Raw genomic sequence first — 22,401 nt, forward strand, 5'->3', positions numbered from 1 at the left:
GCGCTACCCATTCTTAAATCCTTCGCCCAATACTTCATGGGCTGGAGTCAGAATCACAAAAGCATATGGATCAACAGACCGCACCAGTACTTTCAGGCGGCTTACTTCGCTCTGACTGACCACTACCAACAGCACCTTGCGTTCATCCCCCGTGTAGCCACCCAAGCCATTCAGCAGCGTAAAGCCGCGATCCAAATCGTACAGGATGGCATGACGCAGTTGGTCCGCCTGTTCCGAGATCACATAGGCTACTTTTGAGGTGTGCAGACCCATCTGGACGAAATCAATCGTTTTGCTGGTCACAAACAGCCCAATCAGGGCGTACAGCGCCTTTTCCGGAGAAAACACGATACCGGCCAGCAAAATAACCAGGCCGTCAAACACGGCGACAGCCACCCCGAGGCTGAGGCCGGTATACTTGTGCAGGATCTGGGATGCAATCGAAAATCCTCCGGTCGAGCCCCTGCCGCGAAAGACAATCCCGATGCCTAAGCCGACTCCGATCCCGCCGTAGATACTGGCCAAAAGTGGATTGTGCGTCAGAGGCGCGAGGTGGCTGGTCAGAACCACGAATAAGGGAGTACCGTGGAACCAACGGCCGCCTTTAAACTGTATTGCCGCTCCAGCAGCCAGAACCCCAACAGAAACAACGGAATATTTAGCGCCCACTGGGTAATCGCCGGGGAGACCCCAAACAGATACAGCATGATCGTCGACAGCCCGGTTACGCCACCTGATGCGATTTGATTCGGATTCAAAAACAGGTTGAAACTGGCCGCCAGAATCAATGAGCCAGCCAGCAGCAAGATGTACTCGTAGAACTGGTGCAGCGGTGTAAAGAGAGCCGCTCCTGTTTGTCTACGTTTTTTCCACCACATGTTCCCATCACCTCGGCTCAAAATGCACCAAGTTATACGATACTACGATTTCCGTTGTTCTTTCAAATGTTTCATCAAAATGAAAAGGCTATCATTTGCTTGTCCCGTTTTCGGACGAACAAAGGATAGCTTCAGCTTGGCTTTTTTGCATACGTATTTCTCCACTTCCATAACAAAACTGAATTGTCTTACAACCGATTATGTATCGATATCGAGGGCATCAAATATTTCTATTGATCCCCTCAACCATTCCAAGATCACGTTCTATGTCGGCAACCTGCTGGGCAAACTCCTTTGCTGGTAGTGGTTTGCTCACGAAAAACCCCTGCACCTCATCACAGTCATGCTGTTTGAGGAAGGAGAGATGATCACGTGTTTCCACCCCTTCGGCGTTGACCAGCAACTTCATATGGTGCGCCATTGATATAATCGTCTTCACAATGGTTGCGTCATTTGCATCGTAGATGCTGTCCCGGATAAAAGACTGATCGATCTTTAGCTTGTCCACCGGAAACCGTTTCACATAATTGAGCGAACTGTAACCAGTCCCAAAGTCATCCACGCTGATGCGAACCCCTAGCTTCTTGAGCTCCTGCAATACGGCAATCGACCGATTCACATCCATCGTGGTACTCTCCGTTATCTCCAGCTCCAGGAACTGCGGGTCGAGACCGGTTTCTTCCAACGTCTCTCGCACGATACGAACTAGATCGGCCTGAAGGAACTGCCTTGCAGAAATATTGACCGAAACTACCAGCTGTGAAAAACCGTTCTCTTGCCAGCTTTTGTTCTGTCGGCAGGCCGCACGAAGCACCCACTCTCCGATCGGGATGATCAATCCCGTCTCTTCGGCGAGCGGAATGAACTCATTGGGCGGAATGAAGCCCTTTTCCGGATGATTCCAACGAATCAACGCTTCAGCGCCAGTCACTCTGCCTGTCAGCAGGTTCACTTGCGGCTGGTAATAGAGAAGAAACTCTCCCCGCTCCAATGCCTTGTGCAAATCCACTTCCATCTGCAGTTGCCCCTGCGTCTTTTGGCTCTGCTCCCGTGAATAGAACTGATAGCTGTTGCTGCCTAGCTGCTTTGCATACAGCATGGCGGCGTCAGCATTTTTCATCAACTCACCGACACTCTCACCGTCTTGCGGGTAGAGACTGATTCCAATACTGGCACTAACATATGCCTCGTATTCACCCAAAGAAAAGGGACGTGCCAGCTGTTCGAGGATCTGTCGCGCTGTCTGCCGCACAGCGTCCTGCTCCTTTCCCTTGAGCAGCATGACAAACTCATCTCCCCCTTGTCGGGACAGATGCTCGTCCTCTGCGAGACGCGTGTGCAGCCGCTCTGCTACCCGCTGCAGCAGCAAATCCCCCATCTCATGCCCAATCGTGTCGTTGATAATCTTGAACCGCCCCAGTGAAACCAACAAAACAGCCAGCGTACGATCTCCAGACCGTCTGGCACCGATGATGTTCTCCGCCAGAATCTGATCGAACAAGTGGCGATTGGGCAAACCTGTCAAGGCATCATGAGAGTGTATGTAATCCATGATCTCCTCTGCCTTATCGGGCCAGCTGCATCTTCTTTTCGTTTGCTGCTGACCTCTCTCTTTTGAAAATTTTACTCTACAAATGGCATATGCGATGACAACCAGGATGAAGATGAAAGCTGCGACAAAACCGTAACTTGTGACGAGATGCTCCATTTTTTCACCAACCACATAGCATTTATTCCCCATATAGGCCACCGCAACGGCAGGTACTATCTATCTAATTCCCTGGATAAATTTTGGATAAACTTGAAAAATCATCAGATTAGGCAGGAAGTTTCCTATTGAGAGTTTACACGCAAGCAAAAAGCGCTTCTCCGTGTGATCCGAAAAGCGCTTTTTTTCTCTCAACTTGTATGTATTCGGGAAATCATCAGGACAAACCCGATAGCTGCCGAGATGATAGGCAGGAAGACGCCCGGTAAAATGAAAAGAGCAGGATGTTTGCCGATCCAGCGTTTTGCCGACTCATCAATCGCGAGGAAGAGGAGCGCTGGGACCACCCCCATCCAGGAGGCAGGCATTCCGCCTATCACATAGAGAGCGAGTTGGCAGACGATGGCGATACCTGCATGAACCGGATGGAGCAGACGATAGATAAGGTCTGCTGCGCAGGAAACGAGGACACCGTAGGAAACAATAATCAGAAAGCCGTAATACAGATAGAGCAGGTAGTACTGGAGAAAGGTTTGTTCCGGGTCTACCAAGCTGTACCCCGATAGCAACAGCGGGAACAGGGAAGATACAATAATGGCTGTCAGACACTTGCGCGACAGGTACAGTAAGTATCGCGGCATCGCATTCATCGCAACGACACCCATACTCGCTCATCCCGACGCTCAACGCTGATCGGAGCGTCAAAAAAGTGACTCAGCTGCGGGCCGGTGAGCACTTCTGCCGTCGCGCCTGACTTGTACACTTCTCCACGCTTTAACAGCAGGGTGTGGCTGAAACAGGGCAAAATCTCTTCGATATGGTGTGTGACATAGATCAGCGTGGGAGCGTTGGCTTGAGCTGTGATCTGACTGATCATCGTCAGCAAGTTTTCCCGCGCGATCAGGTCGAGACCGCTGCACGGCTCGTCCAGGATCATCAGCCGGGGTCGGGCCATCAATGCTCGGGCGATCAGGACTTTCTGCCGCTCGCCCTGCGACAGGGTAGCATAGGTGCGTGACAGCAGTGCCTCACAGCCAAGCGATACAAGCAGTTGGACCGCTTGTTGCCGATCTTCGTCTTCAATCTTGTCATATAAGCCGATAGAGGCAAACTTACCGCTCAGTACAATCTCCTCCGCTGACTGCTGTCCGTAAAGTCTCTGCTGCAAGGAAGAACTGACCCAACCGATCTGTTTGCGCAGCTCACGCAGGTCGCATCTGCCAAACGTCTGACCAAGAACCGACACCACGCCTCTCGTTGGCCAGATGTATCCATTGATGATATTGAGAAGAGTGGTCTTGCCCGATCCATTTAGTCCGACTAGGCACCAGTGTTCTCCCTTTTTGATCTGCCAGGAGACGTCCTTTATGATTGTCTTGTCTCGTTCCCAGGTAACATTTTTGAGATCGATGATCATCTCTCGTTTCTCCTTCTCCCTTGATTGCGGGTTCTTTTTTTCAGAATTATACCATAATGGCTGAGCCAGATAGGAAAAAAGCAGGTTCGCCGATTGCAGCGAGCCTGCTTTTTTTCATGCATAGAACTGAGCTTTCTGCTTGTTACGAATCCCTTTGATGGGACTCCGTCAAAGGTTACTGAATCAATGGTTGCTCGGTCATTTCCTGACTACCAGCAGAACCGGCTTGGTCAGTTTCTTCGGAACCCTGTTCCTCTATGGAAGAATCATCCGGTTGGGAAGTGACATCCTCATCCTCAACTTCATCTGTCATCGTTCCATCCTCTTGCTCTTCAGAAGGTTCATCACCTGTTCCGTCTTCTGCATCTCCCGGTTGATCTTCCAATTGACCATCGGGAGCAGGAGTCTCCTCAGGCACCTCATCGTCCGCCTCTTCCGGCACGGTGATGATCGAGGATGAATCCTGCGGGCCCACCGTTTCCTCGGCAATGGTGAAGTCCATGCGAATCGACTTTTTCAGCGATTCCCCATCTTCTGAGCGGATATAGCGGCGGATATGCAGGGTGTAAGTCTCTCCGGGTTCGTACCCCTCTTCTGGCGAACTGACCAGGATCGACTTTTCATCCTCACCGAGGGTGACCTCTACATCGAGATGTCTTCCCCGATCATCGGTTACGTAGATATTCCGTTCTGTCACCGTTTCAGGATCAAGCTTCTTGCTGAAACGGATCGTCCACGACTTGTCAACGGGGACATCCTCTTGCTCCGGCCACTCCTCATCTTGCGGCGGTGGTGGTGGCGGTGGATTTTTGATCGTAAAGTCGATCGAGTCCCTGCCGCTGCTTTCATTGCCTGCCTCATCGACAGCATCGGCCTCGATCTGATGATCCCCTACTGTCAGACCGCTTACGGAGATTCTCCATGTTCCGTCGCCCCGAACCTTTCCACTGGCGCTAGCCGACGTGTCGCCGTCCACATAGAGCCGTACGGTGCTGTCCGGTTCGCCGGTACCGGTAAAGGTAGCCGTGCGGGAACGGAATACGGTGCCGTCATGGGTGGTGAAGGACGGCGCTGCTGGTCCTGTCGTGTCAATGTAAATCGCTGACAAATCTCCGTTTAAGTTGTTTAGCGATTGGAACGCTGCCAGACCTGAAGCATCCTGAATCGTTCCTCCATTCAGATCGATCGTCGGCACCAGAAGTTCCAATCCATTGCGGTCATCATCGCCCGGCTGCACCGTATAGCGGAAGAGCAATTCATCAGTGTTGCTTCCAGATTGGTAATCGGCATATATCGTGCCTCTGTTTATCTCCAGAGCCAACCGGGGTGTGCCACTTACCGTCACCGGTTCGTCAAAGTGAACGGTAAAGTCCAGATCATCTCCCGCTTTGTAGAACCCGTCTGCCGGGAGGTCGACCGAGGTTACTTCCGGTTCGGAGGTATCTACTCGCACATTGGATGTATCTGTAGCAGGCAGTGTGGGTACAGCCTCGTTTCCTACTGCGTCACGTATCATGCTGCCATTCAATTGGATCGCTGCGCCCAGTTCGATACCATCATGGTCTTCCAGTCCGGGAGTTATGTTGTAAGCAAATGCCAGTGCATTCGTTCTGGTACCCGCCTGGTAATCTGCCTGCACGGGCGTACCGCCGATATCCAGTTCTAACGCGGGTGTGCCGCTGTTCACAGTGACCGGTTCACTCAGATTTACGATGACCTGTAGAGTATCTCCCACGTAATAATAACCGTCTGTGATCGAAACAGAGGTGACGGTCGGATCTGCCGCATCCACCAAGATCCCGCTGGTGCCGGCTGGTGGCAAGTTCAGCTCCGCAGAATTGCCGATCGAATCTTGCAGTGTGCCGCCGTTCAGATCTATTGAACCAGCCACATCTATACCGTCGACGTCTACTTCTCCATCCTGTACCTGATAGGTAAAGGTAAGGGCAGTAGAATGGTGACCGGCCGTATATTCGGCGTAACGCGTGCTGCTGCCGATCGTCAGTTCGATTCTTGGCCTGCCACCGCTGGTATCCACCAGCACCGACTCAGAGAAGGTAGGCGTAAATGTAAGCGTGTCTCCTTCTTTATACGTAGCTGCGGCGGGATATACAAAGCCGGTAATAGTTGGCGCCACCGCATCGACCAGGATGCCCGATGTGTCTCCCAAGCCGTTTAGTGCAGCATCTGCATTGTTTTGAGCTGTATCCGTGATGCTGCCGCCGTTTATGGCGATCGGTCCAGTAACCTCAATCCCGTTTTCATCTTTCCGTCCTTGTTCGATCTGGTAACGGAACGTCAGTGTGGTGGAATCAACCGCTGATACGTACGCAGCTTGAACATTCGCTCCACCGACATCCAGAGGAATATACGGCGTTCCGCCCGTTGTATCCACACTAACCGGCTCGTCATAGGTGACGGCAAAGTCAAGATTTCCCCCAGCCAGATACGTGCCAGGAGTGGGGATGACGATGGACTGAACCGTCGGTACTTGCGTATCGATCAGTATGCCGGAGGTATCCGACACATTCTGCAACACCAGGCTGGACGCATTTCCTGCCGCATCTTGAATCGTCCCGCCATTTGCCTCCAGTGCCGTGATCGCGATGCCGTCCGCATCATTTTGCCCTGCGCCTACTGTGTAGCGGAATGTTAGCTCATCGGAATTGGTGCCGCTCTGGTAGTTGGCGTAGACCTGACTACCGCCGACATCTAATACCAAGCGAGGGGTCCCACCTGCCGTATCGACTGTAACGATTTTGCTAAAACGGATGGTGAAATCGAGATTCTCTCCGGCTTTGTAAGCATCCGCCGCCGGTACCTCAACGGCTGCAACCTCTGGCTGGCTTGTATCGACATAGATCATCGCCGTGCTGCCTACATTGTTTAGTGTTAGGTTGGCCGCATTGCCAACAGCATCGTCGATGGAGCTGCCGCCAGCCAACTCAATACTGCCGCCCAGTGCCACGCCATCGCTGTCATGGTCTCCCGACTGTACGGCATAGCGGAATACCAAGGAATCCTGGTCACTATCGACAGCAATATACGAGGCGTATCTCGTAGTACCGCCTACGATCAATGGAATCTCTGGCGTGCCCGTCACCGTGACTGGTTCTGAAAGTTCTACGGTAAAGTCCAGTTCAGCTCCGGTCCCATACGTCCCATTTGCTGGTACCGTGACGCTGTTTACTGTGGGTTTAACCGCATCCACCAGTACCTGCGATAGATCTTCCACACCATTGAGGGTGAGCCGAGCATCATAAGAGGTGCTGGCATCACGGATCGTACCGCCATTGAGATCAATCGCCCCGGCCAATGCTATACCGTCCGAGTCGAGGTCTCCCTCTGCAACCATGTAGCGAAACGATAAGGAATCACCATCAACAGCCGATTGATAGGTGGCGTATCTAGTGCCGCTGCCAATCGTTAGCTCCAATCTCGGTGTACCCGTCACCGTCACCGGCCGGGTAAAGTGCACGGTGAAATCAAGTGGATCTCCAGAAAGATAGCTGCCGTTTGCCGGAACATCCACGTCAGCAACCGCAGGCGCTTCATTCACCGTTGTCGTGATTTCGGTATGATTGTTGGTGGTATCCACATCGGCTCCACCTGTCACATCAGCAGCGTTCGTTACATTTGCCGGAGCGTTATTCGCTACGTCTACCGTGACGACAATATCTTCATACGACTCTCCTGCTGCCAGAACGGTGGACGTGGTGCAGGTTAACGTGCCAAGCGAACAGTTTCCATGCCAGATACTGCTCTCGCCACTTTCCCCGCTGATTGAGGTGACAGCAAGTCCTGCAGGCAGGGTATCTGTCACCGTAACCGTACCGCTGGTCGGTCCCGCTCCCTCATTGCTCACGGTAATGCGGTACTGGGCCCCGGTCTGCCCCTGATAGAACGGGCCGTTGTCTGTCTTGGCCACCGTGAGATCTGCACTGGAAACTACTTCAACATCAAACGTATCGGTCGCTGAATGCACGACTCCGTTAAGGTCATCCGTGATCTTGACTGTGATCGTCGCCGTACCCATCTGACCGGATGCCGGCGTAATAGATAGGTTGCGAGTTGAACCACTACCCGAAATCGTCAGATTGCTGTCAGGAAGCAGCGTCTGGTTGTTGGAAGTGGCCGTGATCGAGTCAAATCCGAGGCCATCGTCGCCAACCTCAAACGTCACCTGCTTACTTCCCCCAGCTCCAATCGTTTGATTGCCGATATCCTGAATCGTCGGATGAGCTTCCACCGCCCCGATGTCAACGACCGCCGTGGACCCTGTATCCGCAGAGTCGAGGATTCTCGTCCTGCCATGCTGGTCAGTCGATCCTGTTGTCACCCAAGCATTGCTGCCTGCCTCAATCGCTGGACTGCCATTGAGCAAGGCATGGGTTTTGGTAGGACCACCATTGTCCGCTAACGGGCCAAGACCAGGATCGGACACATTAATCAGATTGCTGTTGGAATTGGTTAGCCCGCCTGATCCGCCGACACCGATCAGATTGTACGAACTGGTGCTGTTAAAAGTCCCCGATCCCTTGAACACGTCGCTGGCCGCCGTGCCGGTTCCCTTATAGTTTTTGGCAATAATCGTATTGCGAGCCGTGACGTCACCGTTATCCAGATACAGACCACCGCCATCTCCTACGCTATTCCCGTCGGCATCCGCACGGTTGTCTGTGATAGTTATATTGGTGATGGTCGAAGGACTACTTGTTTCGATATAAACCCCGCCGGCATGGTAATCGGAACGATTGCCGCTGATTGTCGCATTCTCCATTGTCATTGCTAGATGGCTAGCAACTCCGCCACCGAGGGAATCGGATCCGCTTACCTGGTTGTTGGAAATCGTCGTTTGTTCGATCATTGCTCCTTTTACTGTCCCATAGTTGATAGGATCAAGACGAATACCACCGCCTCTGCCGAAGGTTGTACCAATACCGGCAGTATTCCCGTCAATTGTCGAATTGACAATCTCTACCGAACTGTCAGCAGCAACAATGATCCCTCCACCGCTCGTTCCCGCCTTGTTCTGTCTAATTTCAGATTTCTCGACTCGAATGGTACCATTGGTTAAACCGCTGAGGTACAGACCCCCTCCATCATTACCTGCCTCGTTGTCACTGATAATCGTGTTGTAGATGTACAGGTTGGAATTGGCTGCATCAGCTAATATTCCTCCCCCAAGACTGGCACCGTAGAAGCTCTCAACCTTACTCTTTCCATACCTGATCCAGACCGCTTTTAGCGTGAAGTCGATCTCTCTGTCCACATTGGGGTTTACGGCAAGTACCCGATCGATTCCGGTTCCGGCAGAAGTTCCCGCCTGAATGATCGTAGTTGTCGGATCAGCCTCCCCGCTACCACCGGCCCCGATAATCGTCAGGTCATCCAGCACGTCAAGGTCACCGACCATTTCATCTCCACCGTCTTCTGTTCCTGCCAATGTAAGTGTATAGGTACCTTCAGGAAGGATGATCGTGTCTGCCCCGGCAGAAGCGTTGCTCTCCATAATCGCCGCTCGCAGCGTGCACTGGCCTCTACTGTCTTGACAAACGCCGTCACCAGGATTGCTGTCGACGGTATCCATTTGATCAGTAACCGTATGAGTGGCTGCCTCTGCAGCCACGGAAAAACCGAACAACAAAGCCAGCCCGATTCCAACACAAGCCGCAAACAGCTTCGCTCGGAACGACATGGAAAACATGTCTGTTCCGAGCCGATTCAAAGCGTGAAGCACGTCAGGTTCCTCCTAACTATTTTCCTCCATGCCATTTGCTCATCTGCACATGACTATGGCCGTTGAGGGAAGACTCCCTCCAAGGCGATGATATAGATTAGCCCCAGATACGGCTGCATGTTGTTGTGCGGCATACTGCCGCCTGCTGGGAGGATGGCATTTGGCGCCATCTGGGTATCTGGTGTTTCACCATAAAGCGATGCTGGGCGCAGTCCGGATGGTCTGGCCCAGATCGCCCCCTCTGGATTGGGTTGTGAACCGGAAGACTGACTTTGCGGCAGGTGGTTGTGCGTTGGCATCTCTTGACTGATCAGGGTAACAGTGGAACTGCCGCTAACGTCACCAAGTGAACGCGGTGTAAGCCCTTGTCCTGCCCCCCAATGCATCGGTGCCCGTCCCTGCAGATTGGGCAGTGCAAACGTCATCTTGCCATCCCCGCCGTATGTGGTACCAAGCAAGGAAAACAACGCTGTGTTCTGAGTTATGTGCATTATCTGACCGTTGCAAAAAGCCCAGCCCCTCGGAGCAAAGTTACCAGCAAAGATGCGAATCTCACCGAGAAATGGTTCTGACATTTGTGCGTTCGCCTCCCTTAATTCCGTGTGGGGTAAATCCCCATGATGGCAATGCAGTAGTTGAGTACGCTATACGGCTGTCTGTTTTCATGCGGTTGGCTGCCGCCCGTATTCTTGAGTGCCGTCTGGCTCATCAGTACATTTGCTTCCTGGCTGTAGTTGTTTACACCTTGAGCCGAAGCCCATACATGGCCGTCAGGGAGCGGACTGGAAGGCGGCTGTGAACTACCCGATACAACGTGGGTATGCTGCGGCATCTCCTGAATCGTCAGCGTGTGCCCCTCTTCTCCGCTGCTCTCCCCCAGTGTGATGCCGTCGCCCGGATGTACCGGAACCCTGCCGCGCAGGTCAGGCAAACGGAAGGTTGTCTGTCCATTTCCCCCATATGTCGTCCCTAAGAGAGAGAACAGAGCCTGGTTTTGCATGATGGACATTTCCTGCCCATCACAAAAGGCCCAGCCTCTGGGTGGAAACGAAAAAGCAAACGCACGAATCTCGCCAAGAAACGGTTCTGACATGGCTGATTCCTCCTTGTTGTCGTCTGTTGATTTGTCTTGCAAGTGGAGAAGCTGTTGCTCAATTCGGACTTGGATAGATTCCCCACAGCGAGATGATAAACGAGATGCATTGGGCCGGCATCATATTATCATGAGGCTGTGATCCCCCTGCAGTCGCCACAGCAGATGCACTCATGGTCCCGGTTGGCCCCGATGTGGAATATTGCTGAACCGAAGACGGCGCCCACACTGCACCCGATACCGTACTTTTCTCTGCCACCTCTTGCGATTGCGCTGCCACCTGGTGTGTATGCGCTGGCAATTGATCCACCGTCAACGTAACCGTCTCCACACCGCCCTTCTGACCGAGTGGATACGCGGTTCCAGTAGTGGGATTGGTTCCCGCATGCAGCGGGATTCGCCCACGCAGATCAGGCAGTGCAAATGTGGTTTCGCCATCCCCGCCGTAGGTTGTCCCGATCAAGGAAAACAGTGTTGAATTTTCGCTGATGCTCAGTAACTGCCCATCGCAAAACGCCCAGCCTAACGGCGCAAAATTGCCGGCGAACATACGGATTTCTCCAACGTACGCATCACTCATGTAAGAATCCCCCTTTGCTGTCACGCAATACCTTGCAGATACGAATGAATCAGTCCTTTAATCGATTAAAAACCACCTGATACAAATACCCATCCTGTGTCTGTCCCACAGGTACCAAAAACAAATCCATGGAACCTAATTTCGGGTGCTGGGCGGCATACAATTTCTGAGGCAACAAAAAATCAGAAGGGCCATGAAAGATGAGGGAAAACTGCTCTACTGCGGTGGAACTTTTGTCGGCAACTTCGATCAGTTCTAACTTCTGAGGGGTGTTTTGTTCTGGGGTGACAGTAAAATGGCTGTGCAAACACTCCTGAAAAGCGGCAACAGTAAGAGAATTCAGTACGGATCACCTCTCTATGATGTTAGGTTATGTAATGCGAGTGTGACTCAGTGGGGTTGGTATGCCACCTCATCGAGACGTACAGACCGTTTTGCGCAGTGACCTCAAATCCCAGGCGGGTATACAGCCGCAGAGCCGGATTGGCGTGATACACTTGGAGCAGCAGTACTTTCCCGCTATCCGCAGCTTCCTGTTGCAGCTCTTTGAGCAGAGTCGTACCGATGCCGACATTGCGGTATTCCGGAAGAAGCGATAGGTCGACCAACAGGATCGCTTCCTTCCTGTAGTCAACAATCATCCTGCCAGCGCGATTGCTGCCATGAAGCACAATCTGATGAATCGCATTCGGGTACTCCATCTGATAAGACCGCTGTTGTAAATCAAACTGCATGCGCAGAAAGGCATCCTGTGCTGCTTCTTCCCATCCCCAGCCTGCCACTTCCTCTCGCCTGGTGCTGGCGTAGACTTGATAGAGAAACGGTTCGTCTTCTGCAGTGGCTTCAACCATCGTCAGCAAGTGAATAACATGAACTCCTCCTTCTTTTTCGCGTTTGCAAAATATTATATTGGTAAAAAAGAGTAGGAGAAAGGGAAGTTTCGAAAATTTTACCTTCCAGCGCTTTTCCTTCCTTTTGTAAAAAAGATTTACTCTACTAACGAACCATAGTGGGGGCGAAAGAGAAAAACAGGTGAGTTCCGCTCGTGTCAGTGCCCACGGTGAAGCCGGGATGGCCGTCTACGCTCCAACAAATCGGTACGGCGGCGAAAAGCCCTCAAGGGGCGGGGGGATTTCAGGGAAGCAGTTGGCCGCCAAGCGTATACCGCTTTGTTTCCGCTCCGACTCTGTGGGCACTGACACGAGCGGAACTCACCTGTTTTTCTCTTTCGCCTTGCAACGTTTGCTTGCGTACGCAACATTTCCTTGCGTAGGTCGAATGTTTCCTATGTATGATCCCTGCATCTCCTGACCAAACTTCCGACTTATCTTTCGTTACCTCATCGCTCAAAAAAAAGCAGGCTTCACAATTGCTTGTGAAACCTGCTTCTCTCCAATAGAACGTTTGTACATGGATCTAAACCAGAAACGAAAACAGCGAGGGATGCTTGTTTACTTCCAGGTAGTCAATGCGGTGTTGCTCCATCCGCTCGATCAGCGGCTGGTAGTCTTCCTTGTGCTTCAACTCAATGCCGACTAGAGCCGGTCCGTTTTCCTTGTTGTTGTTCTTGGTATATTCAAATCGGGTAATATCGTCTTCTGGTCCCAGCACCCGGTCGATGAATTCACGCAAAGCACCAGCCCGCTGCGGAAAGTTGACGATAAAATAATGTTTCAAGCCTTCGTAGATCAAAGAACGCTCCTTGATTTCCTGCATGCGATCGATATCGTTGTTGCCGCCGCTTATGACACAGACGACGTTCTTGCCTTTGATCTGATCGCGATAAAAATCAAGCGCGGCAATCGGCAGGGCGCCTGCTGGTTCGGCGACGATGGCGTTCTCATTGTACAGTTCCAGAATCGTGGTGCACACCTTTCCTTCGGGAACCAGCACGATATCGTCCAGGACCTCCTTGCAGATCTGCCAGGTAAGCTGGCCCACCTGTTTCACCGCTGCTCCGTCAACAAACTTGTCGATGTCAGGGAGGGTGACGATATCCCCTGCTGCGATCGATTGCTTCATCGATGCCGCCCCGCCTGGCTCCACGCCAATGACCTGCGTTGCCGGGCTAATTCCTTTTACGTACGTCCCCACTCCGGAAACCAAACCGCCTCCGCCGATACTGGTGAAGAGATAATCAAGCGGTTCTTCCATTTCATTCATGATCTCCGTCCCAACCGTCCCCTGGCCGGCGATGATCCGCCGATCGTCAAACGGATGGACAAACGTCATGTTCTCCTGCTCGCAGGACTGCATCGCTTCGCGGAACGAGTCGTCAAAGGTATCGCCGGTCAGGATCACCTCTACGAATACACCGCCAAACAGCTTGACCTGTGAGACCTTTTGACGCGGCGTTGTCGCTGGCATAAAAATTTTCCCCTTGATGCCAAGCCGTTTGCAGGAGTAGGCCACGCCTTGGGCATGATTGCCGGCGCTGGCGCAAACCACCCCTCTGCTGAGGGATTCTTCTGGCAAACTGCGGATAAAGTGATAGGCTCCCCTGATCTTAAACGAACGGACGACCTGCAGATCTTCCCGTTTGAGGTACAGATTGCAGTCATACCGTTCCGATAACAACGCGTTTCGCTGCAGCGGCGTTTTGCAGATGACCTCTTTTACGACGTGATGCGCTACCATGATATCTTCCAGCGTTAATAGGTTCGTCATATGATTGTTTGCCTCCATCTTGATCAGTCTGCTTGTTCTTCCGGTTCTTTCCGCTCCCGCTCTACTTTGAGCACCTCAGCCAGCCGCTCCAATTCGCCTAAAATCCCTGTCAGCAGATCTGGTTCACAGCTGGTCACGATCAACATCCGGGACAGCTCCGATCCTTGGACAGGATGAACAGAGAAGCTGTCGATGTTCACCCCTCGCTCCGCATACAAGGCCGCTACCTTGGCCAATACACCTGGTTGATTGTCTACCAGTACATGTACCCTTTGCTGCATCCTTCCCACCCTTTCGCAATTCCTCTCCCTTTCAATAAAAAACACCCTGACAATCAAAACACGAAACCGTGCTTGATTGCCAGGGCGATCGAATCGCGGTACCACCCGGCTTTTTCCTGTCGTCTCACAACAGACAGGCTTGCCCAGTCCAGCACATATGGACTGCCACCCGATAACGGAGGTAACCCGTTGCTGTCTACTCTGCCCCCGCTCTGATCGCGGGCAGTCATTTCAACAGGAACGCTCCGAGGTGATCTTCACAGGCAGGTAACGACCGTTCTTTCAGCCAGGGAACGGCTCTCTGTGCGTCAGTGCTGCCTGCTACTTGTCCTCATCAACGCTTGTTTTTAGATCATCTTCCTAATCAGTTTCCGGTCGTATCGCGACACGTTCTCGCGACAGCCGCATGTCCTAGCCCTAATCACCAGCCGCGACGGTCATATGATCTTCAAAAAAACTCGCCCCGGCAGCCAACCGCCACAAAACAGCGATTGACTGCCGGGGCGATCGGATCGCGGTACCACCCGGCATCTCTGTGCTCTCGCGAACAACAGACTCTGCAAGTCCGGTCTATACGATGCGGACTCAATCCGATAACGGCGATTGTTCCCGTTGCTCCTTACTAGGGCCCTAGCGCCTGTTCAAAAGCAAAACTCCGAGGTGATCTTCGAAGCGAGTTGGCGACCGCCCTCTCAGCCTGCGGGACGGCTCTCTGCACGCCATGGCTCCTCCTACTTGTCCTCATCAACGCTTTCGTCCATGATCTTCTTGCGTATATCCATTTGAACCGCTGCCTATCCGGTTCAAAACCCGTATGCTTACAAGGCATTATAGAAAGTTCACTGGCGATTTGTCAATGGATGATTTCAGCCAGATGAACGGCTTTGGGGACTGGAGCTAGAAAATGATTGCAATACTAGGTATCATTAGTATCATGAAGTTTCTGAACCTCATCGGAGGTGATTGGCGCATGAAGAAAGATAATCTTTACACTGGATTGATCTTTATCGGGGTTGTTTCCGTCATCATTTGGCTGTTAGCCGAGATCTATATGTTCCTTACTTACCAAGAAATGAAGATATTAATACCTATCAACGTTGGAATAATAGGTTTTTTTGCATTCATCATTTATTTTTCAATCTTAGTATCTTGGGGGAATCCCAAACACAAACTTCCGGCTCTAGTCTTAGCTATTGGGTCTGTTTTTATTTTGTTCATCATATTTATCTTTATTTAAATGTGACTTCGTATTGTCCTTTCATTCTAAGAGTCAAAAAAGCAGCGTATGAGACAAAAAAGCAGCTGCTGTAGCCAAAAACATTGGGCTCAGCAGCTGCCTGAAACGATTTTATTGCTCTGCTGCCAATCACTTTAGACCTCTAGGAAGCTTTGCACTCCTTCTTCCGTCAGCAGATTGCCGACCAAAAACGTGCCAAACTCTCCGTAACGAGCGCTCACCTCGTCGAACCGCATCTCATAGACGATCCGTTTCAGATCGAGCGGATCGTTGGCAAACAGGGTGACACCCCACTCCCAATCGTCGTACCCGATCGAACCACCGATAATCTGCTTGATCCGACCCGCGTACTTGCGGCCTGTCATCCCGTGCGCTTTCATCAGTTCGCGGCGCTGTTCCATCGTCATCATATACCAGTTGTCGTCACCGGACCGCTTCTTGTTCATCGGATAGAAGCAGAGGTGCTGCCACTTGGGGAGATTGGGATAGAGCCTCTCCCGCACGTGTGGATTGGCCTTCGGGTCCTCGCCCGGATTGTTCACATAGTTGCTCAACTCCACCACCGAGATATAGGAATAATCAGAGCGGGTAAAGTCGGCAAACCGTGTTTTGTTAAATGTTGTTTTGATCTCGTTGAGCTCCTGCATGGTCTCGCGGAGAAACATAAAACCGAGATCCGCCTTATGTCCGAGCATCGCGTACGTAGCGGTGCTGCCCTTTCCTGCCGTTTGGTTTTCTTCCCACTCTTTCATCAAGCCGAGCAGCTGCTCAATCGCCGTCTGTCTCTCCTCTGCCGATGCTGCCTTCCACTTTTCCCAATCCAGCTTGCGGAAGTCGTGGTACGAGAACCATCCTTCAAGCGTAAGCAACGCTTCGTTGTCTGCCATGTGTAAACAACTCCTTTGCTTCGTCATCATGTGCCTGCAAACAGAGGTATGTAGGCTCCAAGCTCACCCTCAGTATAGCATAAAGGGAAGATCGTCATCCCATACGAAATGGTGAACGAACTTCCCTTTTGCGCTTCCAAATATGCGACTTTAGTCTAGGCTAAAGGTTAATGGATGTGCAAACGAAATCCAGATGGAGATCGGGTGTTTAATACCCAACAGCAGCGCCATCGCCACGCGGATCTGCGCCGCCGTATTTGATGTTTGTGTCCGGGTCGATCAAAATGGCTCCGGCATGACCCATCGTGTCCGTGTAATCTTCGACCACTTTTACCGGATGTCCGCGATCTTTCATCTCTTGAATCACCTCATCCGGAATGCGCCCTTCCATCTTGAGGTCGTTGGACGCTGCGCCCCAAGTCCGTCCATGCAGCCATCTAGGGGCTTCAATCGCATCCTGTACGCTAAAGCCAAAGTCAACAATTCTCGTCACGATCGCAGCCTGGGTTTGGGGCTGGCCTTCCCCGCCCATTGTTCCGTATACGAGATAAGGTTTCCCGTTTTGGAACAGCATCGCCGGGTTCAGCGTGTGGAACGTTCGTTTACCTGGTTCCAGATGGTTGACATGTTCCGGGTCGAGAGAAAAGAAGCTGCCCCGGTTTTGCAGCAGTACGCCGGTATCTTTGGCTACAATGCCGGACCCAAACTCATGGTAGATACTTTGAATCACAGAGACTGCATTTCCATCCTTGTCCACCACGCCAAACCAGACGGTATCACCTTTGGGATCGAGCGGTTCTACATCCGCTGCGGCCCGATCCATATCGATACGGTCAGCCAATGCTTTGCCATGCTCTTTGGACAGCAGCTCATCCAGCGGAATATCTACAAACTCAGGGTCTGTCAGCCATTTGTCACGATCGGCAAACGCCTGCTTGGTAGCTTCTACGATCAGGTGGTAGTAATCGGCTGTTCCTTCGCCCAGTTCCTTTACATCAAAATGATTCAAAATGTTCAAGATCGACAGCGAAGCAAATCCTTGTGTATTTGGCGGAAAATTATAAGCTGTATAGCCGCGGTACTCGACGGAAATCGGATCAACCCAGTTTGCCTTATGCTCGGCAAAATCCTTTAACGTCAGAAGGCCGCCATTGGCTTGCAGATCGTCAACGATTTTCTGAGCGATCTCCCCCTTGTAGAATCCGTCCGCCCCTTTCTTGGCAACGACCTTTAATGTCTCTGCAAGATCGGGTTGTTTGAACAACTCACCCTCTGCATACGGTTGTCCGTTCTCCTTCAAGAAGACATCCGCAAACTCAGAAAAGCGCTGCAGATCTCGGAATTCCTTGTCAGTTTCATCGATGTTGACACGGGTCCAATGCTCCTGGCTAAACGTTGTCGGATAACCGTTCTCTGCGTAATCAATAGCGGGTTCCAACAGCTTATGCCAAGGCAAGCTGTTGCCCATGCTCTTCTTTCCGTAGTCATAAGCCTCCTGCCAGCCCGAAATGGCTCCCGGGACCGTGTTGGCTGCCACGTAACCTCGGGATGGAATTTTTTCAAATCCCTGTTCTTTATAGAAATCAATCGTGGCCTTCTCACCAGAGCGACCACTTGCATTGATTGCTTTTAGCTCGCCGGTTTTGGCGTTGTAGATCAGCCAGAAGTTGTCTCCTCCGATGCCATTCATATGAGGATACACCACTCCTAATGTGGAAGCAGCAGCAACGGCAGCATCAATAGCGTTCCCCCCCTCCTCCAGTACCTGAATGGCCGCTTGTGATGCCAAATAATGCGGGGTCGTCACCATCGCATGAGGCGCCATCGTAGTTGGCCTGTTGGCTGCATTTGCACCAGCCGCCGTAAACAGTGTCATGACAATCGCTAACGTTGCTGCTACAGAGGTTTGAAACCGTCGAAACATCGTACTCCTCCTTTTGTTGTGTATCGTTTCGTGTGTATTGGCTGCATGGCGTCGGCTGTTCACACTACTTTTCCCCTCCACCACCCCCTTTCACGGTTGGAGCGAGAACAGGTCATACTTTAAACGTTTTGGCGATCTCGTCCAGGTGATTTGCTTTGTCGGCCAGTTTATCCATGGAGGAATGGATCTCCCTGGCCATCGCAGTCTGTTCCTCAACAGAGGCAGCAACATTTTGAGTATGGGAATTGGTCTCCTCGTTGAATGCCCCCAGTTCAGATACAGAACGGGATACGTCCTGTGCCCCTTTGTTGATTTCCTGGATGGTTTGGTTGACCGTATTGATTCCTTCCGCAACCTGGTTGACGTAATAGAGTATTTGATCAAAGCTCTCTCCGGCATCTTGAACCACTGCGATCCCCTGCAGGATGGCGTCACTGCCCGCCTGAACGGTGGCTTGGCTGCGCTCTGACTCATCGACGATGTTGGAAATAATCCCTTTGATTTCTTCCGCCGAGTGGGCTGACTGTTCGGCCAGTTTTCTTACTTCTTCTGCCACGACGGCGAACCCTCGTCCGTTTTCCCCAGCCCTGGCTGCCTCAATCGCTGCATTGAGTGCCAGCAGGTTGGTCTGAGAGGAGATATCGGTAATCACCGTGACAAAGTTTTCGATGTCCTTGGTTCGCTGATCCAGGGCAGTAATGACTTCATTGATTTGTGTAACCGAATGTTGGATGGCTGCCATCTGATCCATCGTTACTTCGATCTTCTGCTTTCCTTCCATACTCGCTTCTCGAGTCTTGATCGCCACTCCGTTTACGGTTGACACCTGGTGGGAGGTGTCTTCAAAGCTGGCCGCCAACTCCTCCATATAACTGGACAGGTTCTGCAGATTTTCTGACTGTTGTTCCGACCCGTTGGCCACCTCTTCGACAGAGGATGCGATCTCCAGAGAAGCATGGTTCAGTTGGTTTGCTCCTTCGGAGAGATGGTCGGACGATTCCTTCAGGTATTTGGCCGATTCTTTCACTTCGGAGATCATCTCCGATACCTTCTCCAGAGCCTCATTGAGTGCCTGTCCCATCACGCCCAGCTCGTCTTGCCCCTTCTCCTCTACCCGGGGACTAAAATCACCTCTCCCCATCGCTTGTACGACTTGTTTAAAACGGTTGATTCTTCTGGTAAATCCGGAAGCGATCAAGAGAGAAACAACCGTCACCAGGATAAACCCGACTACCAGAATCACGATGGTAAATTGCTTGCTCTCTTCCGTCTGCTGATAGAATCCATCGTAGTACGATCCCATCACAATCACCCAATCCCAGGGCTCAAAGTAACGCAGGTAGGCGATTTTGGCACGTGGTTCCGGTTCGCCTGGATTTTGCCACATAAAGGTGTAGTAGCCTTCCTTCTGGTTGTACATCTCCCGATTGGGGTTTACACCGAACTCGTTGACGCTGTCCTTGATTTCCCCTTCAAAGTTTTTCGGGTGCATGACGGCGCGTATCTCGCCATTGTAGGCGAAAAAATAATCATCCTGGCCAATCCGCGGCACATCGTCGGGGATTTTACGCGTATTGTCCGCCTGCTTTTCCCCGACCATAGCTACTCGGAACATCTCCTGCGCTTCCTGCTCGGTCAGTACGCCGCTTTGGACCTGTTTGTCCAGTGTTTCCGCCAGCAGGTAAGCGCTGTCAACCAGTGATTTGAGATGTTGTTTGTTTACTTCCACCAACGAGTCTTTGGATAAATAGTAGTTCATCACTCCCATGACCAGTAGAGGAATGAGCGAAACTAGCACAAATGCCGAGAATAATTTTGTTTTAATAGATGGTTTCAAAAGTTTTGTCATCACACGGTTACTCATGGTTTCCTCTCCTTTTTGTTCTCCAGCGCACCTACCATCGTCACCGATATGACAAACTGCTCAACCGCAACGATGAAGAGCTTGGCCTGATCAACTAGATTTATTGTTCTTATTTCTTTTTATTAGGTAATGCAACAAAAAACAATGATTATGCCCTCCTTTTGTAAGCAACCACAATAATTGCTTTTCTTTCTTGTATCTAATTAACCGTTTTCATTAATTACCAAACCTATAATTTACATTTCAGCGTGTTTTAACTAAAAAACACGCCAGTCTGTTGACTAACGTGTTTTCTGCGCACGCGTACTAGCGGGGCCTACTCCATTCCAAGAGAATCCGGGCCATCTCTTCGTGGGAAAAAGCCTGCGGGAAGTTGCCCCACTGCTCCCTCGTTCGCGGATGAAAGTGCTCCGCCATCAACAGCAGGTCGGTGGCGCAGGAAATGCAGGTGTCGATCAACTCTTTGGCCCGTTGACGATTGCCTGTGAGCAAATAGTAGCGGGCCAGCCAGATCGTCGGGAGGTAAAAGGGGACATGTGCATAGTCGTAACGTGCGATTCCGCCGGAGATGTTGAGGCCCCCTTTTTCCCGGCCGGCGAACGGGTCTGCCGTGGTATACCCTCCACTTACCTGCAGCGGACGAAAGAGCGGCTGCTCCATCTTTCGAACCGTCTCGGCCAGCTTGGGATCATCCGCTTCCACCACCCCGTAAAAGAGCAGAGCCAGCACGGAGATATCCAGCGGCGCATCCGCGCTGTATGACTGCAAATAGGCGCCGCGCTTCTCATTCCACCCCTCCACGATGATCTGTCGTTTCACCTGCGCGGCAGCATCACGCCAGCGCTGCGCCGTTGCCGTCTCCCCTAGTACCTGCGCGATGTTGGCCCCTGCTTCAAAACAGGCATACGACATCGCTTTGCCGTGAAGCCAATGATCCTGTCTTTCGCGTATTTCCCAGATGCCGTTCTCCGACCGATCCCAGTTTTGCAGCTGCCAATCAACAGCCTTTTTGATCTGTGTCCAGTACTGCTGCAGAAAAGCTTTATCATCGGTCTCTCTGTAGTGGCACCAGACACCATGGACGATGTTGCCGTTGTTGTCCAACTGCAGTTGATCTGCCGCGAGATTGCCGAAACGTACGGGACGCTCTCCGTTGGGACCGGCCATATCCGGAACGACCATCTCGGCAGGATTGTCTCCGTCGATCGTGTACAATGGCTGCCGCCAGCTGCCGTCCGCCTCCTGCAGGCGAAAAGCGTATTCATAAAACCGGCGTGATTCGGCATGCAAGCCGCACAGATCAAGCGTGTGGGCTGTGTAATAGCCGTCTCGCAGCCAGGCGTACCGGTAATCCCAGTTGTCCCCGCCGTGAGGAACGGCTGGAAAGGATGCGGTAGGAGCCGCCAAGATCGCTCCCGTCTGCTCGACACATAGCAGTTTCAGAGCGAGCAGGCTGCGCCAGTACGCTTCTTTCCAGCCCGGGTCTTCTAGTTGTACTTCTCTAGCCGCCGCAAGCCAGTTCTCCCAAAAAGCAATCGCATCCTCGGCAGACTCCCCTCCTGCCGACGCAAGTGCGGTCATCGCTTCTTCCTTGGTATTTCCATATGCCAGCACCACTCTGGCGGATATGGTTTCGCCTGGGGGTATCGCAGACTTCTCTTGTTCGATACGATAGACGAGCACACTGATTCCGTCACGAATGGAGCCGATCCCGTCTGCCTCGTCCGTTTCATACGTGTGTACCGACGTCTGGGTGGGAACCGCTTGGAGACAAAGCGGAGCATCTACCTTTTCCTGTCCTCTGTTTTGCACTGACAGGTCGCGAATGAACAGCTTCTTTCCCCACGGCATATAGTCGACAGCTGTAATCGTCAGGCTACTCGTCTTCACCTCTGTCTGCAGGACATTGGTGCGCCCCAAGTATTGCTGTCGGACCGGCTGCAGCGGTTCCATGGCACTGAGCACCAGCTTCCCCCCGTTGAGCGGGTCCAGCGCCTTGGCGAAAATCGGAAATCCGTCAAAGCGCGGGATACACATCCAATCGATTGAGAGAGTTGGGTGAATCAGTACAGCCGTTTCTCCGTTTCCTGTAAAACCGTAGTAGCTTCTTCTCTCCACTCGTCAT

15 protein-coding genes, 1 pseudogene and 2 other annotated features are annotated in these 22,401 nt (G+C 52.0%); all 16 genes and pseudogenes read right to left on the reverse strand.

Translation table 11 applies throughout. The annotated features are described in order from the left end of the window. Positions 1-3: 3 nt before the first annotated feature. A pseudogene (locus LOK74_RS16135) lies at positions 4-878 on the reverse strand (YitT family protein). 220 nt (positions 879-1,098) lie between these two features. Next, the gene (locus LOK74_RS16140) at positions 1,099-2,430 is read right to left on the reverse strand and encodes a putative bifunctional diguanylate cyclase/phosphodiesterase (RefSeq protein ID WP_230043042.1); all 1,332 of its coding nucleotides are present in this window, start codon (positions 2,428-2,430) and stop codon (positions 1,099-1,101) included. 347 nt (positions 2,431-2,777) lie between these two features. Then, positions 2,778-3,251, reverse strand: a complete 474-nt coding sequence (locus tag LOK74_RS16145) for a hypothetical protein (protein ID WP_230043043.1) — start codon at positions 3,249-3,251, stop codon at positions 2,778-2,780. Beyond that, positions 3,233-4,003 (reverse strand): ABC transporter ATP-binding protein, encoded by a 771-nt coding sequence (locus tag LOK74_RS16150; RefSeq protein WP_230043044.1) that lies wholly within the window; start codon positions 4,001-4,003, stop codon positions 3,233-3,235. Before LOK74_RS16150 ends, LOK74_RS16145 begins: the two co-directional genes overlap by 19 nt. A gap of 175 nt (positions 4,004-4,178) precedes the next feature. Then, positions 4,179-9,743: a choice-of-anchor Q domain-containing protein gene (locus LOK74_RS16155; RefSeq protein ID WP_230043045.1), complete on the reverse strand. Its 5,565-nt coding sequence runs from the start codon at positions 9,741-9,743 to the stop codon at positions 4,179-4,181. A gap of 53 nt (positions 9,744-9,796) precedes the next feature. Further along, positions 9,797-10,318 (reverse strand): phage tail protein, encoded by a 522-nt coding sequence (locus LOK74_RS16160; RefSeq protein WP_230043046.1) that lies wholly within the window; start codon positions 10,316-10,318, stop codon positions 9,797-9,799. Between the two features lie 17 nt (positions 10,319-10,335). Continuing rightward, positions 10,336-10,836: a phage tail protein gene (locus tag LOK74_RS16165; RefSeq protein ID WP_230043047.1), complete on the reverse strand. Its 501-nt coding sequence runs from the start codon at positions 10,834-10,836 to the stop codon at positions 10,336-10,338. A 58-nt stretch (positions 10,837-10,894) separates the two neighbouring features. Next, positions 10,895-11,416: a phage tail protein gene (locus tag LOK74_RS16170; protein WP_230043048.1), complete on the reverse strand. Its 522-nt coding sequence runs from the start codon at positions 11,414-11,416 to the stop codon at positions 10,895-10,897. Between the two features lie 49 nt (positions 11,417-11,465). Continuing rightward, positions 11,466-11,723, reverse strand: a complete 258-nt coding sequence (locus LOK74_RS16175) for a DUF6916 family protein (protein WP_230043049.1) — start codon at positions 11,721-11,723, stop codon at positions 11,466-11,468. Positions 11,724-11,781: 58 nt separating this feature from the next. Then, a complete protein-coding gene (locus LOK74_RS16180; RefSeq protein WP_230047032.1) occupies positions 11,782-12,267 on the reverse strand; it encodes a GNAT family N-acetyltransferase in 486 nt (161 codons plus the stop codon). Positions 12,268-12,832: 565 nt separating this feature from the next. After that, the gene (ilvA, locus tag LOK74_RS16185; protein ID WP_230043050.1) at positions 12,833-14,083 is read right to left on the reverse strand and encodes a threonine ammonia-lyase IlvA; all 1,251 of its coding nucleotides are present in this window, start codon (positions 14,081-14,083) and stop codon (positions 12,833-12,835) included. Between the two features lie 23 nt (positions 14,084-14,106). Next, complete coding sequence (locus LOK74_RS16190) at positions 14,107-14,364, reverse strand: ACT domain-containing protein (RefSeq protein ID WP_230043051.1); 258 nt, start codon at positions 14,362-14,364, stop codon at positions 14,107-14,109. A 77-nt stretch (positions 14,365-14,441) separates the two neighbouring features. Continuing rightward, positions 14,442-14,711, reverse strand: a binding site (T-box leader). Between the two features lie 149 nt (positions 14,712-14,860). Continuing rightward, positions 14,861-15,121: a binding site (T-box leader), on the reverse strand. A 614-nt stretch (positions 15,122-15,735) separates the two neighbouring features. Beyond that, the gene (gene hemQ, locus LOK74_RS16195) at positions 15,736-16,488 is read right to left on the reverse strand and encodes a hydrogen peroxide-dependent heme synthase (protein ID WP_230043052.1); all 753 of its coding nucleotides are present in this window, start codon (positions 16,486-16,488) and stop codon (positions 15,736-15,738) included. Between the two features lie 208 nt (positions 16,489-16,696). Next, positions 16,697-18,364: a gamma-glutamyltransferase gene (gene ggt, locus LOK74_RS16200; protein WP_478213055.1), complete on the reverse strand. Its 1,668-nt coding sequence runs from the start codon at positions 18,362-18,364 to the stop codon at positions 16,697-16,699. Between the two features lie 160 nt (positions 18,365-18,524). Next, the gene (locus tag LOK74_RS16205) at positions 18,525-20,276 is read right to left on the reverse strand and encodes a methyl-accepting chemotaxis protein (protein WP_230043054.1); all 1,752 of its coding nucleotides are present in this window, start codon (positions 20,274-20,276) and stop codon (positions 18,525-18,527) included. A 306-nt stretch (positions 20,277-20,582) separates the two neighbouring features. Further along, the gene (locus tag LOK74_RS16210) at positions 20,583-22,394 is read right to left on the reverse strand and encodes a glycoside hydrolase family 15 protein (protein WP_230043055.1); all 1,812 of its coding nucleotides are present in this window, start codon (positions 22,392-22,394) and stop codon (positions 20,583-20,585) included. Positions 22,395-22,401: the final 7 nt, after the last annotated feature.

Origin of the sequence: Brevibacillus humidisoli, from assembly GCF_020923435.1 — a bacterium.
GTDB classification, from domain to species: Bacteria; Bacillota; Bacilli; order Brevibacillales; family Brevibacillaceae; genus Brevibacillus_E; species Brevibacillus_E humidisoli.